A 16104-nucleotide genomic window follows, 5' to 3' on the forward strand; every position below is an offset into this window, starting at 1 on the left:
CCATCCCCATCGGCGTTCCGGGGTGCCCCGAATTCGCCTTTTGCACCGCGTCCATGCACAGTCCGCGGATCGTGTTCACCGACAGCGTGTCCAGGTCGGTCATGGCTACGCCGCCCTCCCTGCGCTCGATGGATGTCTGCGCTTGTGCACTGCGTCCACGGGCCTGGTCATAAGGGCCGGAGCTGAGCGGCGGCCGTGGGACGGGCGGGTCCGGTGGGGAAGGGACCGCCGTGCCAGACACGATGGTGGGGCGTTCGGCCGAGTGTGGGCCATCTCGTTTGCCCACTTCCACCAGCCTAGGCTCGCCCGTATCCACCCTCAACTTCGGCCGCCGGGGATCCGGCGTGTCCGGTGAGCCACGACCGGGGCAGGCACTGCTCCGAGGCCGCTCGTGCGGGCCCCAGGAGGTCGGTTTGGAGGAGCTCCGCGCTCGCCGCCGAGTGGTTCCGCTGTGGGCACGCGACCGGCGCTCTGCCACAGCCGGAGGACGGCGTCGGCCGTCAACCGCACTACCAACACCGCGGTGACGCAACTGGCCGCCCCCGGCGCCATCGCGCACCCTGGAGGCAGGCGGAGCCGGAGGAGAACGCCATGGCCGGACCGAAAGCAGCGCTCTTCGACATCGACGAAACGCTGGTGCACACCGGAGGCTCGGGGAGACGGAGTTGGGCCTGGGCGTTCGACCGGTTGCACGGTGTGGCCGCCGATATCGGGGACCACACCTCGGCCGGGGAGACCGATCCACAGGTCGGCCGGAAGACCTTCCGGGCCGTGCTCGGCCGCGAGCCCAGTCACGATGAGATGGCCCGCCTCTACGCCGCGTATCTATGGCATCTGTCGGAGGACATCCAGACATCGGAGGGGTACCGCGTCCTGGACGGCGTCGAGGACACCCTGCGGCGGATCACGGACGCGGGGATCATCCTCGGGCTGATCTCCGGCGCGATGGAGGGCGCGGCCAGGATCAAGATGGAACCGGGCCAACTGGGCCGCTACTTCGTCTTCGGCGCCTACGGCTCGGACTCCCCGGACCGGGCGGAGATCACCCGCCTGGCCATGGCCAAGGCCGCCCGGCTACATGGACACGATCTGGCCCGCTCCGATGTCTACGTGGTCGGGGACACCCCCCGCGACATCGAGGCCGCGCGCGCGGCGAACGCCACCGCGGTCGGGGTCGCCAGCGGCCGCTACACCGCCGAGGAGCTGCGGGCCGCCGAGGCCGACCACGTACTCACCTCGCTGACCGAACCGTTTCCGCACATTTGAGCCGGGAACGAGCGGGCCGACCGCCGGCCCCCCGCCCCGGTTCAGCCCGCCGACTCGTGCGCGGCTTCCTTGCCCTGGTCGTAGGCGGCCCGCGCCTCCAGAACCTCGTCCATGTGACGCGTCGACCAGTCCGTCAGCGCCAGCGGCGGCCCGCGCAGAGTCACGCCCAGTTCGGTGAGCTCGTACTCGACCCGGGGCGGGATCTCCGGATGGATGGTCCGACGGACCAGACCGTTCCGCTCCAAGGCGCGCAGCCTCTGCGTGAGCATCTTCTCGCTCACCCCGTCCAGCCTTCTGCGCAGTGCCGTCTACCGCTTGGCGCCGGAATTCGCCAGTTCACCGAGGACGAGCACGGTCCACTTGTCGCCGATGCGGTCGAGGACGTCGCGGGACGGACAGCCTCCGGCGTACGGGTCCCAGTCGGTGCGCGGTGCTCTCGCCATGCCCGGGTTCTCCTCAGCCTCGTTCACGGCCTCGTCCCGCTTCTCTCTCACCCGCCAGCCTACTCAGAGCGGGAAACCCGCCCGAGCGATGGCGACTCTTCATCAGAGAGTTGCCCCATCAAAAGGCGCCTACTTCCCCGTGAAGAGTGCGCCACGGTCCACCGTGACGATCTGTTCGGCGAGCGAGTGGGTGGCGTCGCCGGTCGCCGAAGTTCCGGCCAGTTCCTCGTAGACGCCGTACTCCTCGAGCCGCCGCAGGACTTCGGCGCCGACGCCCGCGAAGACCTGTTCGCGGGGGCCCTCGGCTCCTGACCTGAACTCAGGCGCTGATCGAGACAACGCACGGCTGGCGGCGTTGGCCGAGACGGTCTGGGGCGCGGCCGCGGGTGAGCGGAACGTTCTGTATCTGCGGCTGTCCCATGGTATCGGCGGCGGTCTCGTGGTGGCCGGCACGCTGCACCGCGGCGCGCACGGGGTCTCCGGGATGTTCGGCCACATCACGGTGGACCCGGACGGTGCCCCCTGTGAATGCGGCGGGACCGGGTGTCTGGAGACGGTGGCCTCCGTCGGGGCCGTACTGGACGCCTACCGGACCGCGGGCGGTACGGCGGCAACTCTCAAGTGGCGGAGCTGACGGCCGCACTGGCCGCGGGCGATCGGACCGCGCACGCGGTCCTGGCGCGGGCCGGTGCGCATATCGGCAAGGTGCTCGGCGATGTGTGCCCCTCCCCCGGACCTGATGTGATCGTCGTGGGCGGTGAGCTGGTCGATGCCGGTCCGGCCCTGCTGGAGCCGATCGAACGCGAGTTGAACGCGAAGGTGATGCGCGGCTCGTGGCCACCGTTGAGGGTGCGTCCGGCCCGGGCTCGGCCACGCGGCCACCGCCCTCGGCGCCATCGGCCTGCTCCAGCAGCAGTCGCCGGTGCCGCCCCGCTACTCCGTCAGTCGGGCGGGGATGGCCGCGCCCGGGTGAGGGCGCGGCGTGGTGGTCGCGCGGGCGGGTGCTCCGCTTACGCCGCTCCGGGCGGTCCGCTCGGCGTGGAGACTCGGGTCATGGCGATGATTTGATCGGTCTCCTCGGACGGACTCGTTCGGACGCCGCGAGACAGGGGTGAGCATGGCAGGCAGGGACGGGCGAGTGCCCATGGCCGACGACGCGCCCATACGGCGGTGGCCGCACCGCACGGACGGTGAGCGCCTGCCTGCCGGGGAGACGCCGTGAAGCTGTCCACCCGCATCGCCCTCGCGGTCGGCCTGAGCGTGCCCCTGCTGGTGCTGGCCTCCGGCTGGCTGCTGCTGCATCTGGTCACCGATGACCTGCGTGCGCGCCAGGACTCCCAGTTGCGCGCCCGCGCGACGGTCCTCGCCAAGAACGCCAAGGCGTTCCTGGACGTCGCCGGGACCGACCGCCCGGTCATGGAGCAGGCCCGGCAGCGGCGGCTGGTCAACTCCGCGCGGGACGTGGGCGTCCGGCTGACCGCGCCCGGGGCGCCCGGGGGCACGATCACGGCCGGCCCGCAGCCCGACCCGTTCCCCTCGCTGCCCCGCAGTGCGCCGAAGCCGGTCACCGTGACCTCCGGCGACACGGACTGGCTGGCCCTTTCGCTGCGTGTCGGTGCCGCGAAAAAGGGCAACGCACCGCCGAATCTGTGGCTGTTCTCGCCGGACACCGCCGAGGAGGAGCTGGCGCTGGTGCGCCGGCGGGTGGTGCTCGGGGCGCTGCTGGCCGCGCCCCTGGCCGGGGCCACCACCTGGGCCATCGCCACCCGGGCGGTCCTGCCGCTGCGGCGGTTGCAGCGGCGTACCAGCGGCCTGGACCCCAGGGCCAGCGCCGCGCGCCTGGAGCACACCCCGACCCGTATCGCCGAGGTCGACGACCTGGCGTACACGGTGCAGACGGTGCTCGCCCGCTACGACGAGCAGGTCGAACGCACCGGGGAGGCGCTGGCCACCGCCCGCGCGTTCGCCGCGACCGCGTCCCACGAGCTGCGCACCCCGCTGATGAGCATGCGCACCAACATCGACATCCTCACCGACCACCCCGGCCTGGATCCCGGCGACCGGGCGGAGGTGCTCGAGGACCTGGGGCGCGAGCACGCCCGGCTGCTCGGGTTGCTCGTGATGCTCAGGGCACTCGCGCAGGGCGACCTGGTCGAGGCGGACGCGTTCGCGTCGCTGGACCTGGCGGAGGTGGTGGACGCCTCGGTCTCCGACCTGCGGCGCACCCACGCGGGCGCCGAGGTGTCCGTGCGCACCACCACGGGGCTGCTGGTGCACGGCTGGGAGGAGGGGCTGCGCTCGGCGGTGGACAATCTGCTGACCAACGCCTGGACCCATGGCCGCGCCGCCGACGGTACCGCCCGCATCGAGGTCACCCTGCGCCCGTCCCGCGATCCACATGAGTCGGCAGCGGTGCTCACCGTGGACGACCACGGCCCCGGCATCCCTCCCGAGCGCCGCGACGAGGTCTTCCAGCGGTTCCTGCGGGGCCCGGACAGCCCCGGCTCCGGCCTCGGCCTGACCCTGGTCGCCCAGCAGATCGACCTGCACCGGGGCCGGATCGCCGTGCTGGACCGGCCCGACGGACGGCCCGGCACACGCTTCGAGGTGCGGCTGCCGGCCACCGACGTCCGGGACGTGGAGAGCACCCTGCCGCTCCTGCGCCGGGACTGGCTGACCGGCCGCCACCAGCTGACGCCCACCTCCGAAACCCAGGTGTGAGCCGCGGGGACACCGAGCGCGGTCCCGATCAGGGCCGTACGGCCGCCATCTGCCGCGCCATGGAGCTTCGCGGCCGCTCACCCCTTCATCGCGGCCGCTCACCCTTCATGACATTGACGAGCAGTTCGCAGAAGGCCGCGGGTTGTTCCAGCGGTGCGAGATGTCCCGCGCCCGGGATGACCACCACTTCACCCGCGCCCAGCTCACGCGCCAGACTCTCGCCCCCGTGGAAGAAGTCGGGCATGTCGCGCTCGCCGACGCCCACCACGGCCGGGATGCCGAGTGCGCGCACCGCGGCCGGGTCCTCGTCCAGCGGGTCCGCCGACCGGGCCGGTTCGCCATGGGTGAGCTGGGACCGCACCTGCTCGCGCAGCATGCGGGCCGCGTGCGCCCGCGCTTCGCGGGGTGCGTCCGCTGCCGTCCAGGCGTCGACCCCTGCCCGTACGGCGGCGTCGATGTCGCCGGCGTCCAGTGCCGTTCTCTCGCTGTCCCAGGCCCGCCGCAGGCGGGGGGACGGTGGTTGGTCATGGGGGCGGTAGCCCACCAGGACCAGGCCCGCCACCCGGCCGGGGTCCGTGACGGCCACCTGGAGCGCCACCAGCGCCCCGAGCGAGTTCCCGGCCAGCACGAAGCGGTCGACCCCGAGGTGGTCGAGCGTGGCGAGGACGTCCGCCCAGGGTGCCACCACGCGCTCGTCGGGCACGAGCGCCGCACCGTGGCCGGGCAGGTCCAGGGCGATCGCCCGGACGCCGGCCTCGGCGAGCAGCGGAAGGTGCGCCCGCCACATGGTGCGATCCGTGGGCCGGGCGTGGAGCAGGACGACGGCGCGCCCGCGGCCCGCCTCGTCAAAGGGCAGCAGCATGGATCGGTCTTTCGTCGGTGAAGGCGCACAAGGGGAGGCCGGCTTCGCGGGCGTGGCCGTCATACGGCGCCGGTGAGCTCGTCGATCTCTTCGCCGCTCAGGCGCAGTTGTGCCGTGGCCACGTTGTCCTCCAGGTGAGCCACCTTGGAGGTGCCGGGGATGGGCAGCATGGCCTCGGAGCGGGCCAGCAGCCAGGCGAGTGCGACCTGGGAGGGGGTGGCGCCGTGTGCGGAGGCGATGCGGTCGACCGGTCCGCCGGGCCGGGCGAGTCGGCCGGCGCCCACCGGGGCCCAGGGGATGAAGCCGATGCCGTGGCGGGTGCAGTGGTCGAGCACGTCGGCGGAGCCGCGGTCGGTGAGGTTGTAGCGGTTCTGGACGGTGGCGATGTCGGCGATCCGCCGGGCCTGCTCGATCTGGTCGACGGTCACCTGGGACAGGCCGATCGCGACGATCTTGCCTTCGTCCTGGAGCGCCCTCAATTCACCGACCTGGTCCTCCAGCGGGACCTTCGGGTCGACGCGGTGCAACTGGAACAGGTCGATGTGGTCCAGGCCGAGGCGCCGCAGGCTCATCTCGGCCTGCTGGCGCAGGTATTCCGGGCGCCCGACCGGCGGCCATGCCGCGGGGCCCAGTCGCACCGGTCCCTGATCGGTCTCGATCACGTCGGGGCCGTTGCGGGTCAGACCGGCCTTGGTCGCGATGAGGACGTCATCCGGGTAGGGGTGGATGGCCTCCCGGATGATCTCTTCGCTGACGTGCGGCCCGTAGGAGTCGGCGGTGTCGATGAGCTGGACGCCGAGTTCGACGGCGCGGCGGACCACGCGGAGGCACTCCTCGCGGTCGTCGGGTTCGCCCCATACGCCGCGTCCGGTGAGTCGCATGGCGCCGAAGCCCAGACGGGCGACCTTCTTCCCGGCGATCTCGAAACTGCCGGTGGCGTGGGCGAGGGATGCGGTCACGAGTGGAGGTTTCCTTCCTCTGTGGTGGTGCTCCGTTCGGCGGAAGCGGTGCTCTGCTCGGCGAGCCGGCGCAGCAGGATCAGGCCATCGCGGCCGGTGCTGCCGGGTTCCGCGCTGTAGACGGACAGGTGCTGTCCCGGCGCGCTGGTGACGGCCAGCGCTTCGAAGTGCAGACGGAGTTCACCGACCCGCGGATGCCGGAAGTGCTTGTCCTCGTGGGTGCGCGGGCGGACCTCGTAGCGGGCCCACAAGGTGGCGAACGCGGGACTGCGCACGCTCAGCTCGCCGACGACGCGTTCGATGCGCTCCTCGCCCGGGAACCGCGACGACGACGCCCGCAGATTGTTCACCGCGGTCTGCGCCGCCTTCTCCCAGTAACCGTAGAACTCCTGGGCGAAGGGATCAAGGAAGATCATCCGGAGCAGGTTGTCGTACCGGGCGAAACCGCGGTACAGCTCCCGCGCCATCGCGTTCGCGGCCAGGACGTCCTGGGCCGCGCCGACGACGAAGGCGGGCACGTCGTGCATGCCGTCCATCAGCCGCCGCAGCTCGGGGCTGACGGTCGCCGCCGAGGACACGGACGGTCCGAGGACGGGCAGGCCGAGCCGGAACAGATGCGCGGCCGCGGCGTCGTCGAGCCTCAGCGCCCGGGCGATCGCCTGGAGCACCTGCTCGGACGGGTGCCGCTCACGGCCCTGCTCGAGCCGGATGTAGTAGTCCGTGCTCACTCCGGCGAGCAGCGCCACCTCATCCCGCCGCAGACCGGGAACCCGGCGGGAGGGGTCGTCGGGGAATCCGACGTCGGACGGTGCGGTCATCGCGCGGCGGGCGCGCAGATACTCACCGAGTTTGTTCTCGCTCTCCACACCGGCCAGGCTAATCAGGACAAGGGTGCCGCGGGTGGGTGCGATGCACCCACCCGCAGGTCAGCGGTTCCCTTGCGGGCGCTGGGGTCAGTCGAGGGTGGCGCGGGAGCGTATTCTGCCGGGCGTGTCCAGGGTGACGATCGCGGACGTGGCACGGGCGGCGGAGGTGTCGACCGCGACGGTGTCCAACGTGCTCAACGGCACGGGCCGGGTCTCGGAGCCGACGCGGGCCCGGGTGAAGGCGGTGGCCGGTGCGCTCGGCTACGGCCCGGCGGGCGGCGGCGGGCGCACCCTGGGGCTCGCGGTGACCGCTCATGGTGAGAGTGCGTGGGACTTCGCGAGCGTGCCGTATTTCGCCCAGGCCATCAGCGCGGCCACCATCGCCGCCCATCGGCGTGGCTACGCGCTGATGGCGATGCCCTCGGGGCCCGCCGAGCACATGTGGCGCACCCTGCCGGCCGCCGGAGTGGTGCTGGTGGACAGTCCGCCCAGCGACCCCGTGGTGCGGCTGCTGCGCGCTCGCGGTCTGCCGTGGGTGTTCGACGGCCGTCCCGGCGAGCTGCGGGCGCGGGAGACCTGGGTCGACACCGACCACGAGGCCATGACCCGCCGTGTCCTGGAGCATCTGGCCGGGCAGGGCGCGGAGCGGATCGCGCTGATCGCGGGGCCCACCCAGGAGTACTACACCCGCGCGAGCGTGACGGCCTACCGGCGGTGGTGCGCGCGCACCGGTGTGCGGCCGTGTGTTGTCCCGTTCGCCGAGGACGGCTCCGAGGGACCGCGGCTGGACGCCCTGCTGACCGGGGACGGCAGGGCGGACGCGGTGTTCGGCCTGTATGACCCCTGCGGCCGCCAGGTCCTGGAGGCGGCCGCGCGGTGCGGTCTTTCGGTGCCGGACGACCTGATGGTGGTGTGCAGCAGCGAGGATCCGGCCTACGGGCGCACCGCCCCGCCCGTGTCGACGGTGTCGCTGGCCCCGGAACAGGCCGGTGCGGCGGCCGTCGACGCGCTGGTGAGCCTGGTGGAGAACCCGCCGCACACGCCGCCGCCCGTGGTGATCGAGACCCGTCTGGAGGTTCGGTCCTCCTCGATGCGCCGACCCCGGCGGCACACGTGATGACGGAGGCGCCGGGCCGCGAAGGTCAGGTTTCCGTTGCCATGATGTCGAGGGCGGCGAGGAAGGCGGTCGCCGCCGGTGTGCGGCTGAAACGGCTCCAGATAACGTACTCCACGCGAGCCGGGGCGTCGGCGACCTCGATGGTGACGACACCGGCGAGATGGGGCACGTAGGCGGAGGGGAGCATGGCCACGCCGAGGCCCGGCCGCACGAGCCGGGCGATGAAGTGCGCGCTGGTCACCTCGAAGGCGACATCACGGCCGAGACCAGCGGCGTCGAAGGCCAGGTCGGACTGGGCACGTCCGGCCGTCCCGGCCGGAAGGTCCACGAACACCTCGGTGGAGAGCCTGCGCAGGTCGACCTCTGATTCCCCGGCGAGTGGATGGTCCGGCGCGACCACGGCGACGAGCCGGTCCCGCGCGAGTTCGCGGGCGACGACGCCTTGGGGTCGGGCCGTAGTGGGCAGCCCGAGGAACGCCACGTCGAGGGCTCCTTCCCTGACTTGTTCGACGAGGTCGTCGCTCGCGGCCACCCGCAGGCTGATGCGCACCTGTGGGTACCGCTCGCGGAAGTCGCGCAGCGCGCCGGGGATATCGACCGCGGTGACGGTGGAGATCACGCCCACGGCCAGCCGTCCCCGCACCTCTCCGACGGCCGCGGCGACCTCGGCGGCCGCGCGCTCGGCGGCGTCCAGACACTGGCGGGCGGCCGGGAGGAACGCCTCACCGGCCGGTGTCAGCCGCACCCGGCGGCTGGTGCGCTCGAAGAGTCTCGCACCGAGTTCCCGCTCCAGACGGGCGACTTGGTGGCTGAGGGCGGACTGGACGACCAGACATCGTTCGGCGGCCCGGGTGAAGCTGTTCGTCTCGGCGACGGCGACGACGTACCGCATCTGCTGAAGCTCCATGGATCCATCGTGAATGAAGATGGATGAGGTGAAAAACATGTGTTGGACTCATTGATCGCCGCTCGATGAGACTGCGAGGCATGACACGTCACACCACACGGGCGGTCTCCGGCGGGGCCGGCGGTATCCGCCACGGAAATCTGCCACGCACCGCCCTGACGGCGCTCGCTCCCTCGGTGTGGGGCACGACCTATGTCGTCACCACCGAGCTTCTCCCTGAGGGACACCCCCTGTTCGCGGGGCTCCTGCGCGCGTTGCCCGCCGGGCTGGTCGCGCTGGCCCTCACCCGCACCCTGCCGCGCGGAGCCTGGTGGGGGAAGGCGGCGGCGCTCGGGGTGCTGAACATCGGGCTGTTCCTCCCGCTGCTGTTCATCGCGGCCCAACGCCTGCCGGGAGGCGTCGCCGCGACCCTGGCGGCGTCCCAGCCACTCGTCGTCGCCGTCCTGGCCGTCACCGTGCTCCACGAGCGGCTGTCCGCCCGGCGCCTGGTGTGGGCCGTGGCGGGCGTCGTCGGCGTCGGCCTGGTGGTGATCGGGCCGAACGCGGCACTCGACACCGTCGGAATCGTGGCGGGCCTCGCCGGCGCGGCCACGATGGCACTCGGCGTGACGCTCACCAAACGCTGGGGGCGCCCCGCCGACGTCGGTCCCACCGCTTTCGCCGGCTGGCAACTCACCGCGGGAGGTCTGTTCCTGCTGCCCCTCGCCTTCCTTGGCGAGGGATCCCCTCCCGCGATCGACCCGGCCGCCGCCCTCGGCTACCTCTGGCTGGGTCTGGTCGGCGGCCTGATCACCTACGCCCTGTGGTTCCAGGGCATCACCACCTTGCCCGTCTCCGCCGTCGCGGTTCTCGCCCTGCTCTCGCCGCTGGTCGCCGCCGTTCTCGGCGCCGTCCTGCTCGGCCAGACACTCGGCCCGGTCCAACTCGTGGGGTTCGCGCTCTCACTCGCCGCGATCGTCGCGGGACAGCTTCCGCCCCGCACCCGTTCGCACGACTCCGTCTCCACCCCCACACCGGAAGGGACACGTCAATGAAGATCGCCGTCGTCGGAGCCGCGGGCATGGTCGGCTCGCGCGTCGTCACCGAAGCCACGCGCCGGGGCCATGACCTCGTCGCGGTGTTCCGCACAGAGCCGCCCGCCGTCCTGCCGCCCGGGGCGATCGCCGTCGAGGGCGACGCGAACGACCCCGGCCATATGAGCCGGCTGTTCGCCGGAACCGACGCGATCGTGGCCGCGACCCGCCCCGCCCCCGGCCACGAACACACCGCCGTCACGACCACGACGGCCCTGCTCGCCGCGGCCGCGACAGCCCGGACGCGCATACTCGTCGTCGGCGGCGCCGCGCCCCTGCGGATCCCGGGACGCCCCGACCGGCTCGTGGTCGACAGTCCGGACTACGTGCCACCGGCGTTCCGACCCATCGCCGCCGCCAGCGCCGCGCAGTTGGACGCCTGCCGAGCACACCGGGCCGACTGGGTCTACCTCAGCCCGCCCGCCGTCCTCGAACCCGGAGCGCGCACCGGAACCTACCGACGCGGCACCACGACCCTCATCACCGGCGCCGACGGCGCGTCCCACATCTCGGCCGAGGATCTCGCCGTGGCCGTCCTCGACGAGCTCGAGAACCCGAGCGAGGACGAACACTTCACCGTCGGCTACTAAGGGGTGTCCGGCGGACCACGCGGCGGAGCCGCATACCGGCGCTTTCCCCTCCCCGCCCCTTCCCGCAGCATCGAAATGCGGCTCCGCCGCGTGGGGGCCCGGCCCCGGGCCCCCACCGGGGCTCCGCCCCGGACCCCGCTCCTCAAACGCCGGAGGGGCTGGATTGCATCGCCATGCGGCTCCGCCGCGTGGCAGGGGCGTCGCCCCTGGACCCCGGGGTCTGGGGCAGAGCCCCAGTCGAGGGAAGGGGCGGGAGGGGAACAGCCCGCCGCAGGCGTCACGATCCGCCGGACGCCCCCTGGGCCCGGAGAGCTACCGGGCCCGGTGAGGCAGGGCGGTATACCAGGTGGACAGGTGGTCAGCCCTGGCAGCCGCAGGCGGCATGGCGGCCGTGCACGGAGGCGAGGGAGGCGGGCCGGGCCGCGAACGAGGTGGCGGAGGCCGGGGCGCCCGGCTGATCCGCGTCCCAGATGCGCCTGCCGCCCGCCAGTGTCAGGCGCACCTTCGTACCGGTGATGTCCTTGACCGGCACCCGGGTCACATCCCGGTCGAGCACGATCACATCGGCGGCCCGGCCCGGGGTGAGCACACCGGTCTCGCGGTCGATACGGAGCTGATGGGCCGAGCCCGCCGTGTGCATGCGCAGGCTGGTGGCGCGGCTGATGCCCTCCCGCTCCGGGTACAGCGCCCCGTCGTCGCCGTTCCGGTCGATCGCGGTGCGGATCTGGTTGAAGGAGTCGAGCGGGTCCACCGGCCAGTCCGATCCCCCGGCCAGCGCCGCACCGTGCCGCTCCAGGCTGCGCGCCGGATACATCCGCCATGACGGTGCCGCCGCGGGCGTCGACGAAGTCGGTGTCCCGCCCGGCCAGCCGGCGCACCAGGGACGCCGGGCCGACCGCGAGGATCGTCCCGTCCCTCCCCACGGCGAGGGCCTCCTGCTGCGGCACATACGGCAGACCGGTCAGCACCCGCCCACCGTGGATGATCGTCGCGGCCGAACGACGGGATCCCGACGAGCCACGGGATCCGGACGAAGGGCGGCCGGAGGCCGCGAACGCGTCAGAGGCGCCCCGACCGAGGGCACCCGCGACACCCGCTGCGCCCGCGGCCGACAGAAGACGACGGCGCGCCAGGTCAAAGCCCATGCTCACTCCCTGAGTGTGATGAGGTAATGACGCGTCAGCCTTCGTGATTAAGCCCGTAAGCACCAGCCGCCCGGCACTGCGGATATGACCCGTAGCGGGGGTCATCGACAACGAATTCCGTCGTTGTCCGAGCAGTCGGGCACACGGTTACGGCTGTTCAGGACCAGGCGATCTCGCCATGGCGGGAGACGAAGCGTCCGGTGCCGGCGCCGGGCTCCTCGGTGGCGAGGGCGACGATCGCGTCCGTGCCCTCGGTGACGGTTTGGGGGCCGCTGTGCCCGTTGAGGTCGGTCGCGGTGTATCCGGGGTCGGCGGCGTTGACGCGGATGCCCCCCAGCCCCTTGGCGTACTGCGTGGTCAACATCGTCAGCGCCGCCTTGGAGGCGGTGTACAGCGGTGCGACGACGCGTGACTCGGGGCGGGCGGGGTCATGGGTGAGGGCGAGGGAGCCCATGCCGCTGCTGACGTTGACGATCACAGGGTCGTGCGAGCGACGCAGCAGCGGCAGGAACGCGGTGGTGGTGCGGATGACGCCGATGACGTTGACGTCGAGGACGGCGCGGGCGTCGGCGGCGGTGAGATCGCCGGGGGCGCCGACGGGGCCGTGGACACCGGCGTTGTTGATCAGGACGTCGATCCTTCCCTCGTGTGCGGCGACGTTCGAGGCCGCGGCGGCCACGGACGCGTCGTCGGTCACGTCGATGGGGACGTGGCGTGCGCCGAGCGCGGCGGCGGCCTCCTCGCCCCGCTCGCGGTCGCGGGCTCCGACGAGCACGGTGTGGCCACACTCGATCAGGCGGCGGGCGGTCTCGCGGCCGAGACCCTTGTTGGCTCCGGTGATGAAGGTGATCGTCATGCGTTCGATACTGGTCCCGACGGAGGAGGCGGACCAGGGAGGCTTCGACGGTAGGAAGACCAGTACCACCCTCGCGCCGACCCGCACGACCGGGGATGAAGGAGGATGGCGAGCATGCCGACGACCCCCGGAACCGGACTGGGCGCGATGATCCGCACATGGCGGGACCGGCTGCCTCCGTCGGCCGCCGGACTGCCGGTGGCCCGCGGGCGCCGGACGGCCGGGCTGCGGCGCGAGGAACTGGCCGATCTGGCCGGGGTGTCGGTCGACTACATCGTGCGCCTGGAGCAGGGGCGGGCCACGACCCCCTCGGTGTCGGTGGTGGCGTCCTTGGCGCGCGCCCTGCAGTTGTCCACCGCCGAGCGGGATCACCTGTACCGGCTGGCCCAGCTCGTCCCACCGGAGAGCGGCGCGATCTCCGACCATCTTCCGCCCGGTGTGCAGCGGGTGCTCGCCCGGCTCGGGGACGTGGCGGTTGCCGTGTTCGCGGCGGATTGGCAACTGGTGTGGTGGAACCATGGGTGGGCCGCTCTCCTGGGCGACCCCTCCGCCTCGCCGCCGCGGCTGCGCAACTTCGCTCGCGACAGGTTCCCGGTGGACGCCGGTCCCGCCCGCCTCACGCGGTGGCCGGTGACCGAGGCGGACCGCGCGGCCACCGACGCCGCCGTCGTCTCCGACCTGCGCCGCGCCACCGGCCGCTTCCCCGAGGACAGCCGCTTGGCCGCGCTGATCCGCGAGCTGAACGCGGGCAACCGGAGGTTCGCCGAGCTATGGGCGACCGGAGAGGTGGCCACGCACCGCGAGGACCACAAGACGATCGACCACCCGTCGGTGGGCCCGGTCACAGTGGACTGCGACACCCTGACCGACGGCGACTCCGAACTCAAGATCGTCATCATGACCGCCATGCCCGGCAGCGAGGACGAGACCAAGCTCCGGCTCACCACCATCGCCGGCCCACCGGCCGCCACGCACAGCTGATCCGGCCTACCCGTCGATCGGCCGGCTGCATAGGCGCGGCGAGGCTGACGGCTATCGGCGTTGCTTCCAGGCGGCCCGGGTGAGTTCGTACTCGACTTCGCCGTGCTCGGATCCTTCGATCGCGTCCGGCCAGTCCCCGGTGAAGTTCCGGAGGAACGACAGGCCCGCCTTCTCCATCACCCGCCGCGAGCGGGTGTTCACCGCCATGGTGTCCGCGGTGACCCGTTCGACGCCGAGGTCCGTGAAGCCCTTGTGGATCAGGGCCCGCGCTCCCTCGGCGGCGTAACCCTTGCCCCAGGCGGCCTTGTTCAGCCGGTAGCCGAGTTCCACCACGGCGGGGCTGTGGTCGTCCAGAGGACGGAACTCGAACCAGCCCAGAAAGGTTCCGGTGGCCTTCCCCTCGGCGGCCCAGTAGCCACGGGTGCCGAAGCACGGGTGGTCGTGGAGAAGGCGTGGCAGGGTCTGGGCGTGGAGCGTCTCGCGGCTGGTCGGCTTGCCGCCGTTGATGAAGCGCATGACGTCGGGGTCGTTGTCCAGCGCGAAGAGGTGGTCGGCGTCGGCCTCGGTGAACGGGCGCAGCACGAGCCGTTCGGTCTCCAGGAAGACATGCATGCCGCGATCCTCATCACCGGTGGCCGGGCCCGCCACCGGATATTCGAGGCAGGCCGTCCGCCGGCTGACCGCGGTCGCGTGGCGCGGCCACGCGCTCGAGCTTGGTCCAGCCGGTCCAGCCCCGCTGCTTCAGCAACTCGATCAGTCGGCGGGCCGATGGCATGGTGTCGAAGGCGAGGGTGTCCATCACCTTGGTGAGCGGTGGCTCGATGTCGGCATCGTCGATGTAGTCCTCGCCCTGCTCCTCGGCCATCTGCGTGAGGTAGGCGGCCAGTTGGTCGGCCAGTTCGACCAGCCGTGGGTCGTCGCCGGTGCGGTCGAGTGCCTGGCCCAGGGTGAGATAGAACGCGACGAACCGCGGGTCGGCGATCTGCTCCCGCTTGCGTGCCATCCACTCCGGGACCCGCTCGGGTGCGTGCGCGGCCAGCGGGATCCAGCCGTCGCGTTCGACCTGGACGATCCGCTCGTCGACCCCGAGCGCCCGCAGTCGGTCGAGGAACTCGACCACCGCCGGGGGCAGCGCCAGGCTGTCCCCGGCGGCGAGGCGGGCGATGCGCTCGCGGTGCCGCCGGCGCTCCCGGATCTCGGCCCGCAGCCGCTTGTCGATGTCCGCGACCGCCGTGGCGAACTCGTCCCCGTCGGCCCGTAGCAAGTCCCGTACGCGCGCCAGCGGCACCCCGGCCTCGGCGAGGGTCCGGATCCTGATCAGCTCGACGACGGCGTCGGCGCCGTACCGCCGATAGCCGGAGTGGTCCCGCCCCGGCTCCGGCAGCAGGCCCTTGGCGTGATAATGCCGCACCGCACGCACCGTCACCCCGGCGTAGGACGCCAGCTCGCCGATGGTCAGCATCGGTTCAGTCTCCTCGGAGTCGCTCGCGAAGTCAGCCTGCCGGCCGAGGGTGTGCGCTTCGGATGATGTCCGCGATCTCGGGGGCGTGGGTGAAGACCAGGCGGTGGTCGGCGTCGAGCCAGGACGTGGAGATGTGCGGCCGTTCGCGGACGAGGCGGTCGATACCGGCACGCCAGAGCCGGTTGTGCCGCGGCGCACGCCCCTCGGTGCTGTCGCCGGCGATCGACGTCGACATGATCATGTGGATGGGGCAGTCGATCCTCTGGTACCGGTCGAGGATTGCGGACCGCACCACATCCATTTCCAGCTGCAGGTCGAGGACGTCCTGGGCGGTGAGCAGCACCTGCCGCGCGGTGCCCATGGCCCGCTCGATCCCTCGCCGCCTCGCCGGATCCTCCGCCATGGCGCGGAACTCCGGCAGGTCGGCGTCGGTGATGAACGGTTCGGGCAACGGGTTCGCCCCGTCGATGAGGACGAGCCCGGCCACGGCGTCAGGACACTCGGCCGCGTAGCGCACGGCCAGGTCCGCGCCCAGCGAGTAGCCCACGAGCACGGGCGGCGAGGGCAGGCCGAGGCGCTCCAGGTCGGCCAGCACGGCGAAGAGATCTCTCAGGAACGCGTCGAAGGAATACCGGTCGGCGGCCGAGGCGAGGCCATGTCCCCTGAGATCGAAGGTCACCACGTCGTGGTCGCGTCGAAGCGGCTCGGACAGCGCGTGCAGGTCGGCCTGGGTGGAGTTGAGGCCGGGGCACAGGACCAGCGGTCGTCCGCGGCCGCCGCGGGACACCGGGATGGTGACGCCGTCGTGGTGGACCGTGAAGTGCTGAATCGTCGTCATGCCGACCATGCTGAGAGG

20 protein-coding genes and 1 pseudogene are annotated in these 16104 nt (G+C 72.2%); 8 read left to right on the plus strand and 13 right to left on the minus strand.

From position 1 onward, the window contains the following. Window positions 1-103, minus strand: a pseudogene (locus tag ACFYOY_RS14595) (hypothetical protein); the annotation flags it as partial. 488 nt (window positions 104-591) lie between these two features. On the opposite strand from ACFYOY_RS14595, the gene ACFYOY_RS14600 reads away from it, so the two are divergent. After that, window positions 592-1266, plus strand: coding sequence for an HAD family hydrolase (locus ACFYOY_RS14600; protein ID WP_351878070.1), 675 nt, complete (start codon window positions 592-594; stop codon window positions 1264-1266). 41 nt (window positions 1267-1307) lie between these two features. Here the strand turns inward: ACFYOY_RS14600 and ACFYOY_RS14605 are convergent, their stop codons facing one another. The 3 genes from ACFYOY_RS14605 to ACFYOY_RS14615 form a co-directional block, all read right to left on the minus strand. After that, window positions 1308-1547, minus strand: a complete 240-nt coding sequence (locus ACFYOY_RS14605) for a winged helix-turn-helix transcriptional regulator (protein WP_388587243.1) — start codon at window positions 1545-1547, stop codon at window positions 1308-1310. A gap of 27 nt (window positions 1548-1574) precedes the next feature. Then, window positions 1575-1709 carry a winged helix-turn-helix transcriptional regulator gene (locus tag ACFYOY_RS14610; protein WP_388587246.1) on the minus strand — a complete coding sequence of 45 codons (135 nt, stop codon included), beginning with the start codon at window positions 1707-1709 and terminating at the stop codon, window positions 1575-1577. A 129-nt stretch (window positions 1710-1838) separates the two neighbouring features. Next, the gene (locus tag ACFYOY_RS14615) at window positions 1839-2048 is read right to left on the minus strand and encodes a hypothetical protein (protein ID WP_351878076.1); all 210 of its coding nucleotides are present in this window, start codon (window positions 2046-2048) and stop codon (window positions 1839-1841) included. 16 nt (window positions 2049-2064) lie between these two features. Here ACFYOY_RS14615 and ACFYOY_RS14620 point away from each other — a divergent pair, with 16 nt between their 5' ends. The 3 genes from ACFYOY_RS14620 to ACFYOY_RS14630 all read left to right on the plus strand — a co-directional run bounded on the left by ACFYOY_RS14620 (window position 2065) and on the right by ACFYOY_RS14630 (window position 4430). After that, window positions 2065-2343 (plus strand): ROK family protein, encoded by a 279-nt coding sequence (locus ACFYOY_RS14620; protein ID WP_351878079.1) that lies wholly within the window; start codon window positions 2065-2067, stop codon window positions 2341-2343. Further along, window positions 2238-2777: an ROK family protein gene (locus ACFYOY_RS14625; protein ID WP_351878081.1), complete on the plus strand. Its 540-nt coding sequence runs from the start codon at window positions 2238-2240 to the stop codon at window positions 2775-2777. The genes ACFYOY_RS14620 and ACFYOY_RS14625 overlap by 106 nt, the downstream gene beginning before the upstream one ends. Window positions 2778-2927: 150 nt before the next feature. Beyond that, window positions 2928-4430, plus strand: coding sequence for a HAMP domain-containing sensor histidine kinase (locus ACFYOY_RS14630; protein ID WP_351878084.1), 1503 nt, complete (start codon window positions 2928-2930; stop codon window positions 4428-4430). An 85-nt stretch (window positions 4431-4515) separates the two neighbouring features. Here ACFYOY_RS14630 and ACFYOY_RS14635 read toward each other — a convergent pair whose 3' ends face one another. The 3 genes from ACFYOY_RS14635 to ACFYOY_RS14645 are packed head-to-tail and all read right to left on the minus strand — an operon-like array spanning window position 4516 to window position 7117. Beyond that, on the minus strand, window positions 4516-5292 hold the full coding sequence (locus ACFYOY_RS14635) for an alpha/beta fold hydrolase (RefSeq protein ID WP_388587252.1): 777 nt from the start codon (window positions 5290-5292) through the stop codon (window positions 4516-4518). 59 nt (window positions 5293-5351) lie between these two features. Beyond that, the gene (locus ACFYOY_RS14640; RefSeq protein ID WP_388587255.1) at window positions 5352-6251 is read right to left on the minus strand and encodes an aldo/keto reductase; all 900 of its coding nucleotides are present in this window, start codon (window positions 6249-6251) and stop codon (window positions 5352-5354) included. Continuing rightward, window positions 6248-7117 carry a helix-turn-helix domain-containing protein gene (locus ACFYOY_RS14645; protein WP_388587257.1) on the minus strand — a complete coding sequence of 290 codons (870 nt, stop codon included), beginning with the start codon at window positions 7115-7117 and terminating at the stop codon, window positions 6248-6250. The genes ACFYOY_RS14640 and ACFYOY_RS14645 overlap by 4 nt, the downstream gene beginning before the upstream one ends. Before the next feature lie 124 nt (window positions 7118-7241). On the opposite strand from ACFYOY_RS14645, the gene ACFYOY_RS14650 reads away from it, so the two are divergent. Continuing rightward, complete coding sequence (locus ACFYOY_RS14650; protein ID WP_388587259.1) at window positions 7242-8234, plus strand: LacI family DNA-binding transcriptional regulator; 993 nt, start codon at window positions 7242-7244, stop codon at window positions 8232-8234. Between the two features lie 25 nt (window positions 8235-8259). Here ACFYOY_RS14650 and ACFYOY_RS14655 read toward each other — a convergent pair whose 3' ends face one another. Beyond that, window positions 8260-9141: a LysR family transcriptional regulator gene (locus tag ACFYOY_RS14655; RefSeq protein ID WP_388587262.1), complete on the minus strand. Its 882-nt coding sequence runs from the start codon at window positions 9139-9141 to the stop codon at window positions 8260-8262. An 80-nt stretch (window positions 9142-9221) separates the two neighbouring features. Between ACFYOY_RS14655 and ACFYOY_RS14660 the strand changes: the two genes are divergently transcribed. Both ACFYOY_RS14660 and ACFYOY_RS14665 read left to right on the plus strand, forming a co-directional pair. Further along, the gene (locus ACFYOY_RS14660) at window positions 9222-10175 is read left to right on the plus strand and encodes an EamA family transporter (protein WP_351878102.1); all 954 of its coding nucleotides are present in this window, start codon (window positions 9222-9224) and stop codon (window positions 10173-10175) included. Further along, entirely contained in the window at window positions 10172-10804 is a 633-nt protein-coding gene (locus ACFYOY_RS14665) for an NAD(P)H-binding protein (protein ID WP_351878105.1), read from the plus strand. The genes ACFYOY_RS14660 and ACFYOY_RS14665 overlap by 4 nt, the downstream gene beginning before the upstream one ends. A 358-nt stretch (window positions 10805-11162) precedes the next feature. Here ACFYOY_RS14665 and ACFYOY_RS14670 read toward each other — a convergent pair whose 3' ends face one another. Together ACFYOY_RS14670 and ACFYOY_RS14675 are read right to left on the minus strand one after the other, a co-directional pair. Beyond that, window positions 11163-11618 carry an amidohydrolase family protein gene (locus ACFYOY_RS14670; RefSeq protein ID WP_388587265.1) on the minus strand — a complete coding sequence of 152 codons (456 nt, stop codon included), beginning with the start codon at window positions 11616-11618 and terminating at the stop codon, window positions 11163-11165. 488 nt (window positions 11619-12106) lie between these two features. After that, window positions 12107-12805, minus strand: coding sequence for an SDR family NAD(P)-dependent oxidoreductase (locus tag ACFYOY_RS14675; RefSeq protein WP_351878111.1), 699 nt, complete (start codon window positions 12803-12805; stop codon window positions 12107-12109). Window positions 12806-12919: 114 nt separating this feature from the next. Here ACFYOY_RS14675 and ACFYOY_RS14680 point away from each other — a divergent pair, with 114 nt between their 5' ends. Further along, a complete protein-coding gene (locus ACFYOY_RS14680) occupies window positions 12920-13786 on the plus strand; it encodes a helix-turn-helix transcriptional regulator (protein ID WP_351878114.1) in 867 nt (288 codons plus the stop codon). 51 nt (window positions 13787-13837) lie between these two features. Here ACFYOY_RS14680 and ACFYOY_RS14685 read toward each other — a convergent pair whose 3' ends face one another. From ACFYOY_RS14685 to ACFYOY_RS14695, 3 genes are read right to left on the minus strand one after another with little or no spacing between them, the layout of a single operon-like run. Continuing rightward, on the minus strand, window positions 13838-14398 hold the full coding sequence (locus tag ACFYOY_RS14685; protein WP_351878117.1) for a GNAT family N-acetyltransferase: 561 nt from the start codon (window positions 14396-14398) through the stop codon (window positions 13838-13840). Window positions 14399-14411: 13 nt separating this feature from the next. Further along, window positions 14412-15248: a MerR family transcriptional regulator gene (locus ACFYOY_RS14690; RefSeq protein WP_351878119.1), complete on the minus strand. Its 837-nt coding sequence runs from the start codon at window positions 15246-15248 to the stop codon at window positions 14412-14414. A 31-nt stretch (window positions 15249-15279) separates the two neighbouring features. Then, a complete protein-coding gene (locus ACFYOY_RS14695; RefSeq protein WP_388587270.1) occupies window positions 15280-16086 on the minus strand; it encodes an alpha/beta fold hydrolase in 807 nt (268 codons plus the stop codon). Between the last annotated feature and the right edge of the window lie 18 nt (window positions 16087-16104).

Origin of the sequence: Streptomyces sp. NPDC007875, assembly GCF_042868035.1 — a bacterium.
Classification (GTDB): Bacteria; Actinomycetota; Actinomycetes; order Streptomycetales; family Streptomycetaceae; genus Streptomyces; species Streptomyces antimycoticus.

Coding starts and splice junctions, on each gene's coding strand:
- ACFYOY_RS14665 (WP_351878105.1), top strand. CDS start 10,172: ATGAAGATCGCCGTCGTCGGAGCCGCGGGCATGGTCGGCTCGCGCGTC.
- ACFYOY_RS14610 (WP_388587246.1), bottom strand. CDS start 1,709: ATGGCGAGAGCACCGCGCACCGACTGGGACCCGTACGCCGGAGGCTGT.
- ACFYOY_RS14695 (WP_388587270.1), bottom strand. CDS start 16,086: ATGACGACGATTCAGCACTTCACGGTCCACCACGACGGCGTCACCATC.
- ACFYOY_RS14680 (WP_351878114.1), top strand. CDS start 12,920: ATGCCGACGACCCCCGGAACCGGACTGGGCGCGATGATCCGCACATGG.
- ACFYOY_RS14690 (WP_351878119.1), bottom strand. CDS start 15,248: ATGCTGACCATCGGCGAGCTGGCGTCCTACGCCGGGGTGACGGTGCGT.
- ACFYOY_RS14685 (WP_351878117.1), bottom strand. CDS start 14,398: ATGCATGTCTTCCTGGAGACCGAACGGCTCGTGCTGCGCCCGTTCACC.
- ACFYOY_RS14600 (WP_351878070.1), top strand. CDS start 592: ATGGCCGGACCGAAAGCAGCGCTCTTCGACATCGACGAAACGCTGGTG.
- ACFYOY_RS14660 (WP_351878102.1), top strand. CDS start 9,222: ATGACACGTCACACCACACGGGCGGTCTCCGGCGGGGCCGGCGGTATC.
- ACFYOY_RS14625 (WP_351878081.1), top strand. CDS start 2,238: ATGCGGCGGGACCGGGTGTCTGGAGACGGTGGCCTCCGTCGGGGCCGT.
- ACFYOY_RS14655 (WP_388587262.1), bottom strand. CDS start 9,141: ATGGAGCTTCAGCAGATGCGGTACGTCGTCGCCGTCGCCGAGACGAAC.
- ACFYOY_RS14675 (WP_351878111.1), bottom strand. CDS start 12,805: ATGACGATCACCTTCATCACCGGAGCCAACAAGGGTCTCGGCCGCGAG.
- ACFYOY_RS14635 (WP_388587252.1), bottom strand. CDS start 5,292: ATGCTGCTGCCCTTTGACGAGGCGGGCCGCGGGCGCGCCGTCGTCCTG.
- ACFYOY_RS14670 (WP_388587265.1), bottom strand. CDS start 11,618: ATGTATCCGGCGCGCAGCCTGGAGCGGCACGGTGCGGCGCTGGCCGGG.